The sequence below is a fragment of the Parasphingorhabdus flavimaris genome, from assembly GCF_013371215.1.
GTDB lineage: Bacteria > Pseudomonadota > Alphaproteobacteria > Sphingomonadales > Sphingomonadaceae > Parasphingorhabdus > Parasphingorhabdus flavimaris.
This window is the reverse complement of sequence record NZ_JABWMH010000004.1, coordinates 85,144-100,769: the sequence shown is the minus strand read 5'-3', so window position 1 is coordinate 100,769 and position 15,626 is coordinate 85,144. Positions and strand designations below refer to the sequence as shown.

Annotated in this window: 16 protein-coding genes and 1 tRNA gene; 10 read left to right on the top strand and 7 right to left on the bottom strand. The window is 58.7% G+C overall.

Annotated elements, in window-relative coordinates:
- Window positions 1-60 precede the first annotated feature (60 nt).
- Entirely contained in the window at window positions 61-423 is a 363-nt protein-coding gene (locus HUO14_RS13250) for a DUF4870 family protein (RefSeq protein ID WP_176280314.1), read from the bottom strand.
- 229 nt (window positions 424-652) lie between these two features.
- Here HUO14_RS13250 and HUO14_RS13245 point away from each other — a divergent pair, with 229 nt between their 5' ends.
- The 5 genes from HUO14_RS13245 (at window position 653) to rpoN (ending at window position 5,006) form a co-directional block, all read left to right on the top strand.
- Window positions 653-1,270 (top strand): ribonuclease D, encoded by a 618-nt coding sequence (locus HUO14_RS13245; protein WP_176280313.1) that lies wholly within the window; start codon window positions 653-655, stop codon window positions 1,268-1,270.
- A gap of 59 nt (window positions 1,271-1,329) precedes the next feature.
- A complete protein-coding gene (gene lptC / locus HUO14_RS13240) occupies window positions 1,330-1,974 on the top strand; it encodes an LPS export ABC transporter periplasmic protein LptC (RefSeq protein ID WP_176280312.1) in 645 nt (214 codons plus the stop codon).
- The gene (locus HUO14_RS13235; RefSeq protein ID WP_176280311.1) at window positions 1,975-2,523 is read left to right on the top strand and encodes an LptA/OstA family protein; all 549 of its coding nucleotides are present in this window, start codon (window positions 1,975-1,977) and stop codon (window positions 2,521-2,523) included.
- 204 nt (window positions 2,524-2,727) lie between these two features.
- Window positions 2,728-3,489 carry an LPS export ABC transporter ATP-binding protein gene (gene lptB, locus HUO14_RS13230; protein ID WP_176280557.1) on the top strand — a complete coding sequence of 254 codons (762 nt, stop codon included), beginning with the start codon at window positions 2,728-2,730 and terminating at the stop codon, window positions 3,487-3,489.
- Window positions 3,490-3,491: 2 nt separating this feature from the next.
- A complete protein-coding gene (gene rpoN, locus HUO14_RS13225; protein WP_176280310.1) occupies window positions 3,492-5,006 on the top strand; it encodes an RNA polymerase factor sigma-54 in 1,515 nt (504 codons plus the stop codon).
- Here the strand turns inward: rpoN and HUO14_RS13220 are convergent.
- From HUO14_RS13220 to HUO14_RS13195, 6 genes are all read right to left on the bottom strand, one after another.
- The gene (locus tag HUO14_RS13220) at window positions 5,003-5,521 is read right to left on the bottom strand and encodes a GNAT family N-acetyltransferase (protein WP_176280309.1); all 519 of its coding nucleotides are present in this window, start codon (window positions 5,519-5,521) and stop codon (window positions 5,003-5,005) included. The two genes, rpoN and HUO14_RS13220, sit on opposite strands and share 4 nt — an antisense overlap.
- Entirely contained in the window at window positions 5,518-5,727 is a 210-nt protein-coding gene (locus tag HUO14_RS13215) for a DUF5818 domain-containing protein (RefSeq protein ID WP_246255644.1), read from the bottom strand. The genes HUO14_RS13220 and HUO14_RS13215 overlap by 4 nt, the downstream gene beginning before the upstream one ends.
- The gene (locus tag HUO14_RS13210) at window positions 5,724-6,695 is read right to left on the bottom strand and encodes an oxidoreductase (RefSeq protein WP_176280308.1); all 972 of its coding nucleotides are present in this window, start codon (window positions 6,693-6,695) and stop codon (window positions 5,724-5,726) included. The genes HUO14_RS13215 and HUO14_RS13210 overlap by 4 nt, the downstream gene beginning before the upstream one ends.
- Window positions 6,696-6,815: 120 nt before the next feature.
- Complete coding sequence (gene ald / locus HUO14_RS13205; RefSeq protein WP_176280307.1) at window positions 6,816-7,937, bottom strand: alanine dehydrogenase; 1,122 nt, start codon at window positions 7,935-7,937, stop codon at window positions 6,816-6,818.
- Window positions 7,938-8,021: 84 nt separating this feature from the next.
- On the bottom strand, window positions 8,022-9,011 hold the full coding sequence (locus HUO14_RS13200; protein WP_176280306.1) for a peptidylprolyl isomerase: 990 nt from the start codon (window positions 9,009-9,011) through the stop codon (window positions 8,022-8,024).
- A 425-nt stretch (window positions 9,012-9,436) separates the two neighbouring features.
- A complete protein-coding gene (locus HUO14_RS13195; protein WP_176280555.1) occupies window positions 9,437-10,540 on the bottom strand; it encodes a peptidylprolyl isomerase in 1,104 nt (367 codons plus the stop codon).
- A 206-nt stretch (window positions 10,541-10,746) separates the two neighbouring features.
- On the opposite strand from HUO14_RS13195, the gene HUO14_RS13190 reads away from it, so the two are divergent.
- From HUO14_RS13190 to HUO14_RS13170, 5 genes are all read left to right on the top strand, one after another.
- Window positions 10,747-10,834, top strand: a tRNA-Ser gene (locus tag HUO14_RS13190).
- 421 nt (window positions 10,835-11,255) lie between these two features.
- Window positions 11,256-12,044: a tonB-system energizer ExbB gene (exbB, locus tag HUO14_RS13185; protein WP_176280305.1), complete on the top strand. Its 789-nt coding sequence runs from the start codon at window positions 11,256-11,258 to the stop codon at window positions 12,042-12,044.
- A gap of 4 nt (window positions 12,045-12,048) precedes the next feature.
- Window positions 12,049-12,474 carry a TonB system transport protein ExbD gene (exbD, locus tag HUO14_RS13180; RefSeq protein WP_176280304.1) on the top strand — a complete coding sequence of 142 codons (426 nt, stop codon included), beginning with the start codon at window positions 12,049-12,051 and terminating at the stop codon, window positions 12,472-12,474.
- The gene (locus HUO14_RS13175; protein ID WP_176280303.1) at window positions 12,471-13,232 is read left to right on the top strand and encodes an energy transducer TonB; all 762 of its coding nucleotides are present in this window, start codon (window positions 12,471-12,473) and stop codon (window positions 13,230-13,232) included. The genes exbD and HUO14_RS13175 overlap by 4 nt, the downstream gene beginning before the upstream one ends.
- A 17-nt stretch (window positions 13,233-13,249) precedes the next feature.
- A complete protein-coding gene (locus tag HUO14_RS13170) occupies window positions 13,250-15,580 on the top strand; it encodes a TonB-dependent receptor (protein WP_176280302.1) in 2,331 nt (776 codons plus the stop codon).
- Window positions 15,581-15,626: the final 46 nt, after the last annotated feature.

Sequence of the window (15,626 nt, the reverse complement as noted above, 5' to 3'; positions counted from 1 at the left end):
GCGAATGAATTCGATGTTCGGGTCAGAATCTCGTCGATTCAGAATTCGACGGCGCCTTCGTCACAAAAGCCATGATTTCGGATCAGCCATCGGTTCATGTTTCTGGGCTTTGGACAAAGCGACCACGGACCGAACCAATATCCATAGAAACAGCGCCAGCAGAATCGGAATGCCGATCAATATTATCGACAGAATTCCGCCGATTATGCCGACCACGAGCCCGATGACAAATGTCCTGACGTGGAATTGCAGATGGCTTTCTTCCCAGGTGCCGGCGACTTCGTCTTTCCAGACCAGAGCCAGGATGAAGCCGACGATTCCGGTAATGCCCACAACAAATCCGGCGATGTAGAGGAGCGAGACGATCGTCGCCTTGTTGAAGTCGAAGCCGGTAGCGGTTGCCTTGGGTGCTTTTTCGCTCATATCGTCGAATTCCTCCTCCGTTTGCGCCACCGATCCGAGTTCCTGGCCAAACTAAACTTGCTGTTTGAACCGGCCTGCGGCACATAGCATATCCAATGATGCGGAGCTGTCAATTTTTTGCAGCCGGAGATCTGGCCAGGACCCCCAGTGGAATGAAAAGGGTATTGTGCCGGCGTTACGGTTGAGAAAAGGAAGCTGCGCCAGCGATTAAATGGACAGGCAGAATATAATGGCAGTTTTTTTTCATGAAGAAGACCTTCCCGCAGGCGTATTAGGCGAGGGTGCCGTCGCCGTTGATACCGAAACCATGGGTCTCCAAACCCCCCGTGACCGTCTGTGCCTGCTGCAGATATCGGACGGCCAGGGTGACGAGCATCTGGTGCGCTTCGGCCCTGATAGCGACTATGCTGCCCCGAACCTTCGCGCGATTTTGTCCGATCCCGATCGCGTGAAACTCTATCATTTTGCCCGTTTCGACCTCGCTGCCATCGAACATTATATGGGCGTGATGGCAGAGCCGGTATTCTGCACCAAAATCGCTTCGCGGCTCATCCGGACCTACACCGATCGCCACGGCCTGAAGGAACTGGTCCGCGAATTGCTCGGCCAGGATATTTCCAAACAACAGCAGTCCAGTGACTGGGGCAACCCCGAACTGAGCGAGGCCCAGCGGGAATATGCAGCATCGGACGTTCGCTTTCTGCACCGGTTGAAGGATGAACTGGAAATCCGGCTCGCGCGCGAGGACAGGACCGCTCTGGCGCAGGCTTGCTTCGACTTTCTGCCCGATCGGGCCCGGCTGGATCTCGCGGGTTGGCCGGAAACGGATATTTTTGCCCATGCTTAAGTTGTTGGACCTCAAGCACAATCGATTTAAGTTCCGGTTTTTGGGATTGTAACGCAACCATGTCGACCGCCGCCAATCTAGTCCGGACGAAGCGTCAGGAATTTGCTGCTCCGAACGGCAAGCACGACCGCAATGTGAAATGGTTGCGGTTCATCCTGCCGGTTGGCGTCGGAGCATTGGGGTCCATGCTGGCGCTGGCTCCGTTCACCATGTCCGGGGAACTCAGCTTTGTTCTCGACAAGAATAGTGTCGAGGTTGCCAGGGAACGGATGCGCGTGACCGAGGCGCTCTACCGGGGCGAGGATAGCGAAGGCCGCCCGTTTTCGCTGAAAGCAGGGTCTGCCGTGCAGAAAAGTTCGCGCGAAGCGGTTGTGGATCTCAAAGACCTTTCGGCCCGGATATTGCTGCAGGACGGCCCGGCCCAGATTCGTGCAAATCAGGGTCGCTATGACATGGATCAGGAAAATGTCCTGGTTCCGGGGCCCGTGCAGGTCGAGTCTGCCAGCGGCTACCGTCTTTCGACCAGCAATGTGACCGTTGATCTCAAGCAACGGACGTTGACAAGCGGAGGCGCCGTGGAAGGCCGAACCAATATCGGCACATTTGGAGCGGACCGGCTGGAAGCCGATCTGGCAGAGCGTACGGTTAGCCTCGAAGGCAATGCGCGTTTGCGGATCGAACAAAATGGATTAAGAAGACCCTAGATGAAATTGAACCTATTTCTTTCGCTGTCCGGCGGCACCGCTATCCTTGCTTCGGGACTTTTGTTGCTCGCGGGCCCGGCTCCTGCCCAGGTCTTTGGCAGTCACAACAGCAACGCACCGGTGAATTTCGATGCCGGCCGGATAGAGGTACAGGATCGTGCCGACCGCGTCGTGCTTTCGGGCGCTGTCCGGGTCGAGCAGGCTGGACTGGTGCTCAACGCAGCGCGGATGACCGTTGCCTATCGCAACGCCGGCGGGATCGAAATCGACCGGATCGATGCATCGGGCGGCGTAACGGTCAGGAAAGCGGGTGACACAGCTTCGGGCAATGTTGCGATATATGACCTCGATCGGCGTCTCATCACCCTATTGGGCAATGTCACATTGACTCAGGGCACCAACCGTCTTTCGGGCGGACGTGTCATCATCGATCTTGCATCAGGCAGATCGACGATAGATGGCCGTTCGACGGGCGGCTCTTCGGTCGGGTCCCAGGATTCGAGCGGACGCGTATCCGGTACCTTCACGGTGCCGCAGCGCAAAGACTGACGCCCCGAACCGGCAGCGGATGAATTGTGCCGTTTCCGCTCTCCCTGTGCTTGATTATTGCCGCGAAAAAGCCATTTTCAATATAGCATGCACAAAGCTTGCCAATTCGGTCCAGATTGGGGCATGCTCTCAACCAACGAACAAGACAGCCCATGCAAATGAGGACGAATAATGAACGACGCAGCGGTCACTGACATTCCGGCGATGGCCGATCCGGGGGCCGCCATGGCCAGCGACGCCATGGAACATGGCCTGGCCGTTGTTTCCATCGCCAAAAGCTATGACAAGCGCTCGGTCCTGTCCGACGTGTCACTGTCGGTAGGGCGCGGCGAAGTCGTAGGCTTGTTGGGCCCGAATGGTGCCGGGAAAACGACCTGTTTCTACTCTGTCATGGGGCTGGTGCGGCCGGACGCCGGCCGGATCATGCTCGATGGCGAGGATATTACCGCTTTGCCGATGTACCGCCGGGCGATCCTCGGCATCGGCTATCTTCCTCAGGAAACCTCTATTTTTCGCGGCATGACCGTCGAACAGAATATTCTGGCGGTGCTCGAGATGGTTGAGCCCGATGGTGATGTCCGGCATGAAACGCTGGACCGGCTACTCGATGAATTCGGACTCACAAAGCTGCGCAGTTCGCCAGCAATGGCCTTGTCTGGTGGCGAGCGGCGGCGATGCGAGATTGCCCGCGCGCTGGCCGCGAGCCCGTCGATCGTGCTACTCGATGAACCATTTGCCGGTATCGATCCGCTGTCGATCTCGGATATTCGTGATCTGGTCTGCCAGTTGCGTGATCGCGGCATCGGGGTTTTGATCACGGACCATAACGTCCGCGAAACGCTCGATATCGTCGACCGCGCCTGCATAATCTATGACGGCCAGGTGTTGTTTGCCGGCAGCCCCGAAGATCTGGTTGCGGATGCCAACGTCCGACGGCTCTATCTGGGCGAAGGTTTCGCTCTCTAGCAATGGCACTCGCGCCTCGTCTCGATTTGCGGCAGAGTCAGTCGCTGGTGATGACGCCGCAATTGCAGCAGGCGATCAAGCTGCTGACCTTGTCCAATCTCGAGCTCGAAACATTCATTTCCGACGAGATCGAGAAAAACCCGCTTCTGGATACCGGAGATATTTCGACCGAAAGCGGTGAAGTCAGCGAGAATGAGAACGGACCGAGTGAGGCTGCCGCGCAGGGTAGCGACGAAATATTGTCGACCGGACCGGCGGAATCGGAATCCACGCTCGACATGCAGGGCGATACGGACAGTTTTTCCAACAACAGTCTTTCGGACAGCGACGGCGCGCTCGATGGCCAGCTCGGGCTCAATGGTTCCAGTTCCGGCTCCGGTGCGGCGGCCAGCGGTGAAGCCCCGGATTTCGAGAATATGCTGGTCGCCGAAATAACCCTGACCGATCATCTGATGGATCAGGCCGGCGCCGTTCTTTCGGGTATGGACCTGTTTGTTGCCCAGCATATCATCGACCAGATCGACGAGTGCGGCTATTTGCAGGCAGACCTGCTTGAGCTGGCCCAGCGGCTGAATGTCGGGCTCGTCGACGTTGAACGCATATTGGATAGTGTCCAGACGCTCGACCCGGTCGGTGTCGGTGCGCGAGATCTGGCGGAATGTCTGGCCCTGCAGGCAAAGGACGCCGATCGCTATGATCCGGCGATGGAGCGTCTGATCGACAATCTCGATCTGCTGGCGAAAGGCGCGCTGCCGCAACTCAAGCGGATATGCGGTGTCGACAATGAAGACCTGATGGACATGATCAGCGAGTTGCGCAACTATGACCCCAAGCCCGGTTGCAAGATTGGCGGCGGTGCGGTGCAGGCGGTGGTCCCGGACGTGTTCATCGCCGAGCGGGCAGGCCGTTGGATCATCGAAGTGAACAGCGCCACTTTGCCCAAGGTGCTGGTAAACCGCACATATTATTCCGAGCTGAAAGACGGCGCGCAGGACAAGGAGTCAAAGGACTGGCTCAACGAATGCCTCGCCGACGCCAACTGGCTGGTCAAGGCGCTCGACCAGCGGCAGCGGACGATTGTCAAAGTCGCAACCGAGATCGTCAAACAGCAGGAGGAGTTTTTCCGCAAGGGGGTCGCGCATCTCCGTCCGCTGACGCTCAGGCATATCGCCGAAAAGATCGAGATGCACGAATCGACCGTCAGCCGGGTGACATCGAACAAATATCTCTCCTGTTCGCGCGGGACTTTTGAGCTCAAATATTTCTTCACCAGCGGAATCCAGTCGTCGACCGGCGGCGAGGCGGCGTCGGCGGAGGCGGTCAAAAGCCATATCAAGGCGCTGATCGATGATGAGGACCCGAAGAAAATCCTGTCCGACGACAAGCTGGTCACGCTGTTGCAGGCCAAGGGCTTTGACATCGCCCGGCGCACGGTCGCGAAATATCGCGAAGCGCTCGGCATGGGCAGTTCGGTCCAGCGCCGCCGGCAAAAAGCGCTCGAGGGTAAGGCCGCCTAGACCGGCTTGCGTAGCACCGCAAATTCCAGTTCGGGAGATTTCGGCCGGCCGAAGCGTTCGTCGCCATGGGGAAAGGGCCGGTGCTCGCCGGTTCGCGCATAGCCGCGCCGCTCGTAATAGGCGATCAGATCGCTGCGCTGGCGGATGACGGTCATCTCCATGGCCCTTGCCTGCCAGTGGTCGCGGACAAATTGCTCCGCCCGTACCAGCAATTCCTTCCCAAGACCTGACGCCTGCAAATCGGGATCGACGGTCAACAAGCCGAGATAGGCGAGCCCATCTCCGACATGGGAGAGCTGGACGCACCCCGTGATGGCGTCGACGTTTTTCGCCAGCAGGATGACCTGACTGTCGGCCTCGATGATTTCCCGCAACGCCTTGGCATCGGTCCGCTGTCCGCCGAGCAGGTCGGCCTCATGGGTCCAGCCGCGCCTGGCGCTTTCGCCGCGATAGGCGCTTTCGACCAGCGCGTGGAGGCGTGGAATATCGCCGGTCCCGGCACGGTCGAAATTCATGTCAGCCGGATTCCCTCTGCTTCGAGCATCGCATTGCCGGTGATCCGCCCGGTCACCACCACCCTTTTCTCGACTTCGTCAATCGGGGTGCGCAACAGTTCGAGCCGATAGCGCTCGCCATCGTCGCACCGCAGAAAGAAGCCGGTCGCATCGCGCTGCAGCAACCCGGCATATTCGCTGGTCTCCTTGCCGTCCTTCACCATCATGCAGTCGCGAGCAACGTCTCGCTGAGCTCCCAAAGCCGTTCGGCATCCTCGTCAATGGTGATATGCGGTGCGCAATGCATGAAGGATGGCGAGTCTTCTCCCACCAGCTGTGCGACGTCGCAATCCTCGCAATAGACGCCCGGCATATCGTCAAGCAGCGGTGACGTGGCGGCCCACAAGCTCGTGGTACAGCCCTGGCTGGTGGTCTTGAATATCTCGGCAATCATCGGCGGGACCGTGCCGTCCTTGTTCAGCCATCCCAGTTCAACCTGCTCTTCCCGGGGCAGATGGCGTTGCAGCGGAGTAAAAATGCCGCCCGGATGGACCGAGAAGGCACGGCCGCCAAAAGCCTGCATCCGGCGGCTGAGCGCATTGGCGAACAGGGCGTTGGCGCTCTTGGCCTGAGCATAAGCGACCCATTTATTATAGTCGCTGTTCTCGAACTGGATATCATCCCACAACAGGCCGTTGCGCTTGTGAGCGACCGACGACAGCGCGACCACGCGCGGTGCGGAAGCTTTTTCGAGCAAGGACATCAGCGCCTTGGTCAGCGCGAAATGGCCCATGTGATTGACACCGAACTGGCTTTCCCATCCGGGCCCGACCCGCTCGAGTGGACAAGCCATGATGCCGGCATTGTTGATCAACAGATCCAGCGAATCGATATCGCCGGCCACCGAGGCAGCGAAGTCGCGCACCGAAGCGAGATCGGCAAGGTCCATTTTTGTCGAAGAGACATTGCCGTCGATGGTCGCCAGATTCTCTTTTGCTTTTGCCGGATCGCGTACCGGCACGATCACCGTCGCGCCAGCACCCGCCAGCGCGCGGGTGGTTTCCAGACCAATGCCGGAATAGCCGCCGGTGACGATGGCGGTCTTGCCGGACAGATCAATGCCGGCGAGTATTTCGTGCGGTTCGCTCTTCGCTGGAAATCCCGAGCCGAGCGGTTTCTGGTCTGCTGCTGCCATGTAGGTCCGTCCTTCTTGTTATGCCGTTTGTCCTGAGCTTGTCGAAGGACATATTTCGTCCGAGAGATGTGGTTCGACAAGCTCACCACGAACGGATCAAACAGCTGTTCTCCAACCAGATTACGCCTTCAGTCCCACAATCTCCGATACCGGCATATATTCATAGCCCAAATCCTCGGCGACGGCCTTATATGTGACTTGGCCATTCCAGACATTCAGCCCCTGGGCAAGATGCGCGTCGTCCCGCAGCGCCGCTTCCCAGCCCTTGTCGGCAATCGCCAGCGTGTGGGGCAGGGTCACATTGTTGAGCGCATAGGTCGAGGTGCGCGATACCGCGCCGGGCATATTGGCGACGCAATAATGGACGATATCATCGACGACATAGGTCGGGTCTTCGTGGGTGGTCGCCCTGGAGGTTTCGAAACAGCCGCCCTGGTCGATCGCAACATCGCAGAGCACCGAGCCGGGCCGCATGGACTTCAGCATTTCGCGGGTCACCAGCTTTGGGGCTTCCGCGCCCGGAATCAGCACGGCACCGATGACCAGATCCGCTTCGGCAACGCATTCGGCCAGATTGGCCTTGTTGGAGAAGCGGGTCTTGGCGCGCGATTCAAAATGGGTGCCGACCGATTCCAGCACATCCGGATCGCGGTCGAGGATTGTCACATCCGCGCCGAGACCGGCGGCCATTTGCGCGGCGTTGAAACCGACGACACCGCCGCCGATGATCGTGACCTTGCCAGGGGCAACGCCGGGGACGCCGCCGAGCAATATACCGCGACCGCCATGGGCTTTTTCCAGCGCCGTCGCACCAGCCTGGATCGACATCCGCCCGGCGACCTGGCTCATCGGCTTGAGCAGCGGCAATCCGCCTGTGCCGGTGACCGTTTCATAGGCAATGCAGATTGCTTTCGATTTGACCAGGTCTGCGGTCTGTTCCGGATCGGGCGCGAGGTGGAGATAGGTGAACAAGATCTGGCCTTCGCGCAGCATCGCCCGTTCGACCGCCTGCGGCTCCTTGACCTTGACCACCATGTCGCATTTTTCGAAGATATCGGCAGGGGTCGAAGCAATGGTTGCGCCGGCATCGATATATTCCGAATCTTCGGCACCGATGCCAAGGCCTGCCCCGGTTTCGACCAGCACATCATGGCCGTGGGCAACCAGCTCACGGACCGATTCCGGGGTCAGGCCGACCCGATATTCATGGTTCTTGATTTCTCTTGGGGTACCGACGCGCATGGGGAGGCTCCTGTTTCTTGAGTCTGTCGGCAATCAATAACAGCAAATATCGGCCTGCGCGAGACGCCTTGTAATTTTATTGCCCTATCTTGAAACTTTCCTAATCGGCACGGGCACGGTGCAAATATTGCCATAGCCGCCATGCGCCTCGATATATTGCAGCAGCGCCGGGCTGTAGCTGGCGAGATATTCGTAAGCCGGTTGATCGGCGAGCGGCAATTCGCTCGCCAGCCGGATCGATTCAATCTCGGTATATTCCGATTTGTCGGCATAGAAGCCGCCCGGATCGGTGCCGAGCGGGAGATTCTGCAAATGCTCCAGCCCGGCGATCACCCGGCCGACCATGCCGAAGGTCGTATCGAGACTGCGCGCCGCTTCGCCGGTGATCACCGACATTTCCGCGCCGGTTCCGGCGTCGGGCGGATCATAATGGGCCGGCGACAGCGACCCGCGACAGGTCAGCGGATAATAGCGAAGCTCGCCGTCCACGGTCTTGCTGCCGATCGGCCAGCCGCCACCGAAACCGACTTTCTGCGCTCCTGTATTCTCGTAGATCATCTTCATCAGCGGCTGGATTTCGGTGCCCTGATATTGGTTGCTGTAATCGACCGCCGCCTTGAGCGCCGCCATGTCGGCGTCGCGTTTCACCCCGAGCGCGGCATTATAATATTCGCTCTCAGGAACAGTCTCGAGGCCTTTCGGCAGCTTCTTGGCGTCGGGATTGCCGCCGAACTGGGTGACGAAATCCCTGGCGACGCGGTAGATTTTGGTGCCGTCCCACCAGCGGGTGCGGGCAAAGGTCCGGACGTTGCGAACATGGCCGCCGGAAAGACTGGCCGGGAGCAGCTGGATCACCGCCTCCCGTTTGCTGCCGTCGGCGGCATCGGGCAGGGTCATCACCATCAGATCGGTGAGCGGGATCGGCAGCCAGTGCTCGGCCGGGGCGGCAGCGAGGATTTCGCCGGGGCTTTGTTCTGCGATTTCTTCCTGCGCCAGTGCCGGGGCAGCCAGTGAAAAACAGCCGAGGACAAGCGACGAAAAGACCATCTGTACGGATCGAAAATAGTGTTTCATGCAACTCCTGCCTCGTTGAACTTTACAAACTTTACACTGTTAAGAAAAAATAAGCTTCCTGCCCCCGGTAAAGGCGATTTCGTACCCCGCCGCAGGGCGGGGCCCAGTCGAGTCCTGTCGATAGGTTTTCAGACGCAAAGGCGCGACTGTTCTGGACCCCGCCCTGCGGCGGGGAACAATTGGGTCACACAGGGTCACACCCCCTTTTGCGAAGAAAAATTCGTGTCCGGAAATTGCTGAAAACCGCAGTTTGGAGGATGAAGACAGACTTTCGACCATGAAGCCAGGCTAACCCAAATTACCGGCTGTAGGAAAGGCAAAATACTTCACTGTGCCCCGGCGAAGGCCGGGGTCCATCTCCCGAGCGAGCGACCAGACGCAATGGCGAGAGATGGGCACCTGCCTGCGCAGGTGCACCGCCTTCCTCACTCCCCCTTCACCCGTCGCACCGGCACCGGAATATTGCAGATATCCGCACCACCCGCTGGCACGATGAAGAACGGATCGCGGCGATTGGCGCGGGCGTCGGCATATTTTGCGAAGACCTCGCTCTCGGTATCAAGATACTCGAAGGCAGGTGACGGGTCTTCGGCCAGTGCATCACCCAGGCGGATCGAGATGATCGGTACACGCTTGCTGGCGTCCTCGTAAAATCCCAGCTGCCCCTTGCCGCGCGGCAGGCTGGAGAGATGTTCGATCCCCTCGATAATCCGTCCGACCACCGCAATGTTGCGATCCAGATGGCGCGGTGCGTGGCCGATGACGGTGTAAAGCTCGGCACCGCTGCCGGTATCAGGGGACAGGTTGCGGCCGACACCGACGGCGCCGTAGCAGTGGACGGGCCAAAATTTAGGAATCAACGTTTTTTCGTCGGTTTCGCCAGCGATCGGCCATCCAGCGGTGATGGATGGGACATCCGAATACCGATCTGCTAACTGAGCCCTGAGCGAATTTGGGTAGCCCTTTTTTTTCTTTTCTTGGTCCAAATCAAATTTTTCAAGATCTATTCCAGCCAATATCATTGCATTAATAACTAGTGACAATTGCTTGTCCGAAATTTTATCAGGTTTGAGAGGAAATTGTGGAAAATCAGGAAGTGTCAGCGTGTGATAATCACCCTCCGGCACCGTCTCCAAACCCTCCGGCAAAGCCTTCTGCTCGGTCTCGCCCGATTCCGGATTATCGTAACCGGCATCCCCCCATTGCACGACATAATTGTCCTGCACCCGGTTGATGCTGGTGCCGTCCCACCAGTGCGCGGCGGCCAGCTTGCGGATATTGCGGATCCAGCCCTGCGAAAACGGTTCAGGCATCAGCTGGATGACCACGCGGCGGGCGTTGCCTTCGGAATCGGCGGCGAGGTCCATGACCAGCAAGTCGCTTGGCGCGATGGTCACCCAGTCGCTGGCCGGGGCGGCATCGACTATCGCATTGGGGCTGGGATATTCGGGTTTTTCGGCGTCCTGGGCGAGGGCGGGTGTCGCGCTCAACAGAGCGAATAGTGAAACAGCGGCGCTGATCTTTCTCATAAACATATCCCCCAAATTCCGTTCGTGCTGCGCTTGTCGAAGCACGGTTATATACGCACCCGGTCCTTCGACAAGCTCAGGACGAACGGGTTTAATTGCTGGCGTGAACCCTAACCGCACACTATCGCTTGCGAAAGCCCGATTCCCCCATTAGGGAAGCCTCGCTGTCTGAACTTCGACCATATTCACGGGTCAGGCGGTAATGCGGAGCCGTGGCAGAGTGGTCGATCGCGCACGCTTGGAAAGCGTGTATAGGGCAACCTATCGAGGGTTCGAATCCCTCCGGCTCCGCCAGCTATCCTTATCGTTTACATTCATTCTGCCACACAATTGTCGTGGCCGAGAGGCGCTGCAGGCATTTAAATGCAGTCGGCCAGCGAAGCTCGATCGCATTGTCCTGAGGCAAGGCCAGCATATTTCGCCGGAATCCGGCAGCTGGCGGCCGATCGGTTTTCGACGACTAGCCAAACAAACGAACGCTCACAGGCCCATCCTACCGCGCGCCTGCCCATCTCGAAGCAAATGGAACATTAGCCAATTCCGCCGAACGGCAGCAGCCCGCCGGCCAGTTCCAGTGTTGTTTCCAGCGTGCGCGAAACTGGTCAAAAGCACGACGATCCTTAATTCTAATGAGAATCACTTGCATTAGCAGAGCATTTCTGCAAGTTGGCCGCTATTGCGAGTGATTCGCACTTAGACGGCTTTGGGGGTCTGAATGAAACTTGAATTTGAAAAATGCGCGATCGGCGTCGTTGCCTGCTTTGCATTCATTGCACCTGCTTCAGCGATGGCCGCGCCTGCGGTGGCGACAATACCGGTTGAACTGAGCGTTGCAGGCATGTTTGCCCAGGCGGACTGGATTGTGAAACTCGTCATTGTCGGCCTTGCATTCGCTTCCCTTGCCAGCTGGACGATCTTTATCGCCAAGACTTTGGAATTGCGCGCCGCGACTGCGAAAGCACGCGAAGCCCATGATGGTGCCATCGTGCTGAAATCGCTGGACGACGCGAACGGCGTCGCGGCCTTGAACGGCAACGCGCTGGTGACAGAGGCATCGACGGAGCTGGCGCTATCGTCGGATGCCCTGAACGACGGCGAAGGCGTCAAGGAGCGGATCGTCTCCCGTTTTGAGAGATATGAAGCCGCGCTAGCCCGCCGCCTGACCCGCGGCGTCAACATTCTTGCCACAATCGGTGCCACCGCCCCCTTTGTCGGGCTGTTCGGAACGGTCTGGGGCATCATGAACAGCTTTATCGGTATCGCCGAAAAGCAAACAACCAATCTTGCCGTGGTCGCTCCGGGCATCGCCGAAGCGCTGCTGGCGACCGCGCTTGGCCTCGTTGCCGCCATTCCGGCGGTGATCATGTACAATCATTTCTCGCGCCAGATATCGGCCCATCGCGCGCTCGTTTCCGATACCGCGGCGGCGATTTTGCGCCTCGTGTCTCGTGATCTCAGCCGCGGCGTCGCTTCCGGCAAGCGCGAAGCCGGCAGGAAGGATTGAGACGATGTCGATCCGGCTATCCGACACCAGCGACGACCTCCCGGTCAATCACGAGATAAATGTTACTCCGTTTATCGACGTGATGCTGGTGTTGCTCATCATTTTCATGGTTGCAGCGCCGCTCGCAACGGTGGACGTGAAAGTTGATCTGCCAGCCTCGAACGCGGCAGCGGCGCCAAAGCCCGACAAGCCGGTCTTTCTCTCGATCCAGGCAGACGGCAAGATTCTTGTCGATGAATCCATCGTAACGCTGGCCGAACTGGGCGCTGCCATTGGGGTCGCCACCAAGGCCGATAAAGAGCAGCGCATCTATCTGCGCGCCGACAAGACAATAACCTATGACACGATCATGGGCGCGATGAACAAGCTCCGCTCCGCAGGCTATCTCCACGTCGCGCTTGTGGGCGCCGAAACAACGGGTCCACAATGAATGCGCCGTTTCTCGATCGGGCCGAGCAGCGGCAATGGGTCTTTGCCGGGCTGACGGCGCTCGCTGCGCATGGCGTGCTTGCCTGGACGCTCACAGCCTGGGACAAAGAGCCTGTCCCGCCAATGCCGGAGCCCGTTGTTCTGGTCGAACTGCCTCCGGCAAGCGGGGCCTCTTCTCCTGCGCCGGAACAGCCGTCGAGCGACCCGCGACCCGCTGACCCCGTGCCGATTGAGCAAATACATGCTTCGCTGGATAGACCCGTCACGCGCGCGCCTGCTCCGCCCGTCCCGGCGGCGTCGCCGAAACAGTCACCGGTGGCGCAGCCGCAGCCCATGGCTCTGCGCAATAACAGTCCCGTCATTTTGCCATCACCCAGAACAGCCGTCAGTGCCGGTCCCGCCGCCGCTGCTCCTGAAAAGGCGCCATCCAGCGAAACGTCCGGCGATAGTCCGCAGGCACGGAAGGAAAAAGCCGATTATTTCGCGATGGTTAGCGCGCATCTGAACCGCCGGAAGCAATATCCGTCGGAGGCGCGCAAGGCCCGCCAGCAGGGCGTGGTCAAGGTGCGCTTCACAGTGGGTCGAAGCGGCAATATTTCCGGCGTTTCGATCAGAGGATCCAGCGGATACGCGATACTCGACGAAGCTACTCTCGCGTTGATGCAGCGCGTGGCACCGCTGCCCCGCATGCCTGACACGATGGTTCAGGGCAGCGTCACCATCACCCTTCCCATTGATTATTCACTCCGAACACGATGAAAAAGGAAATCGACATCATGAACAAGAATATCCTGCGCCCGACGAGTCTCAGATCCCAGAGCGTCAGTCATCGCAGCCTCGCCACATGCGGCGCAGCAGCAGCCTTGGGGATCACCACGATGATCGCGGCCACTCCGGCTTTTGCCCAGGATGCCGAGCCGGAAGAGGTCGAACTGGAAACGCTGCGGATCGAGGATGATACCGCCGACGTAAACCCGTATACGCAAAAGGGTGCACCATATAAGGCGCGCATTTCAGCTGATCCCCGCAGAGTGAAGCCACTGGCCGAAACGCCGGCGACCATCACGGTCATCACCGAAAGCCAGATCGAGGAAGCAGGGACCACCGACCTGAAGGAAATTCTGTCCCAGCAGCCAGGCGTGACGATCGGCACCGGAGAGAATGGCAACGCATTTGGCGACCGCTATATCATCCGCGGCGAGGAAGCCAGAAGCGACGTTTTCGTCGATGGCCTGCGCGATCCCGGCATGACCACGCGGGAGAGCTTCGCTGTGGACCAGATCGAAATAACCAAGGGCCCAAGCGCGACCTTTGCCGGACGCGGAGCGACCGGCGGAGCGGTGAACGCTATCACCAAACAGGCCAGCACGGACTATAATTTCAGCCGGGTCGATCTGGGAATAGGAACCGACAATCTTTATCGCGGGACGATAGATACCAACTGGCTCTTGTCCGACAATGCCGCGATCCGCGCGAATCTCCTATATTCAAATCAGGATGTTCCCGGCAGAGATCCGGCAAATCGGGAACGGTGGGGCGCAGCGATCTCCGGCACGTTGCAGGTAAGTGATGCCGTGCGCTTTTCGCTCGACTATTATCACCTGACCGCCAACGACAAGCCCGACCTCGGCAGCTATGTGACCGCAAGCACGGCGGACGGCTACGGAGAACCGTTTGACGATATTCCCGCGTTTACCCAGGACGGAGACTTTCTGAAATCCGATGTCGATACCGTCACCGGCCGTATTTTCATCGAGCCATTTGACGGATTCAAAATCGTCAACTCGACCCGCTATGGTGAATCGAGCAATGGCTATGTGACAACCGGCGCGCGCGGTGGCGTGGACGGCGCCACCATAGCCCTGAGCGACCATCAGGGTTGGCAGGAAGTGCGCTATTTCGTCAACCAGTTCAACGCGATCAGCAGCTTTGACACCGGATCTCTGGCCCATACATTGATTGTCGGCAGCGAATATTCCGACCACAAGGTTACAAACGGCGTCTATTCGATCACCAATAGCGGCGCGACCAATTGCACGGTAAGCGGCCGCGGCGGGACACGGCCCGGCTATTGTATCACGGATGCCGACGGCAACCTGATCGTTGAACCGGATGCGATACGTTCGTTGCTTGGCCGCGAAATCACAAGAGATGGATCGGACAGCGTCTGGCAGGTCAGCGCGCTTTCCTTCTATGCGATGGACACGGTTGATATCACGCCCTGGCTCTCGATCAACGGTGGCGTGCGGCTCGATGCTACAGACTTTAGCCTGGCAACCCGCGGCGAAGATTACCGCCAGAACGAAACGCTGTGGAACGGCCATGCCGGGATCAGCATCAAGCCTGTCGACGAAATGATGCTCTATGCAAGCTGGGGCACAGCAAAGAATATCAACGGCGGCGAGTCCGATCTGGGTTCCAATTGCGGCTATGGCGGTTTCTGCGTGGACCCGGTCAATCCTGCTGTCAGCGGCAGGCCTGAATCCTCGACGAGCTTTGAGGCAGGCCTGAAATGGGACCTGTTCGACGACCGGTTCCTGCTGACCGCAGCCGTATTTCAGACAACCAAGTCCGATATTTTCGAGCTTGGCTCGGACGACTATTCGATCGAAGGCGCGATCAACACCGGCAAGACCCGGGTGAAAGGGATCGAACTGGGGGTTGTCGGCAATATAACGGACCGCCTCTCTGGTCAGATCGGCGTTGTAATCATGGACGCCGAGGTACTGGAAAGCATTGATCCGGACAATGTCGGGCTAACGCTTTCGAACTTTGCAGATACCCAGGCCACCGCTCAAATCCGCTACCAGGCAACCGAGCAGTTCGCATTTGGCGCAACCGCGACGTACAAGAGCGCCATGTATGCCGGTCAGCCCGATAGCGCTGCCAGTTTCAATGAGACAGCCGGTCGCTATTCCTATCGCGTACCGTCCTATGCGGTTGTCGATGCTTTCGCCCAGTATAAGTTCAACGAACATTTCTCCGGCCGGATCAATGTTCAGAATGTCGGCGATGCGGACTATTATACCGCGGCTTATCGCAGCGGTGCTTTCCTCTATAAAGGGGATGAACGAAGAGCTACTGTGACTTTGACAGGTCGTTTCTAACCGGAGCGGCGGAAAGCAGTTCTGCTTTCCGCCGCAACGACCCTAA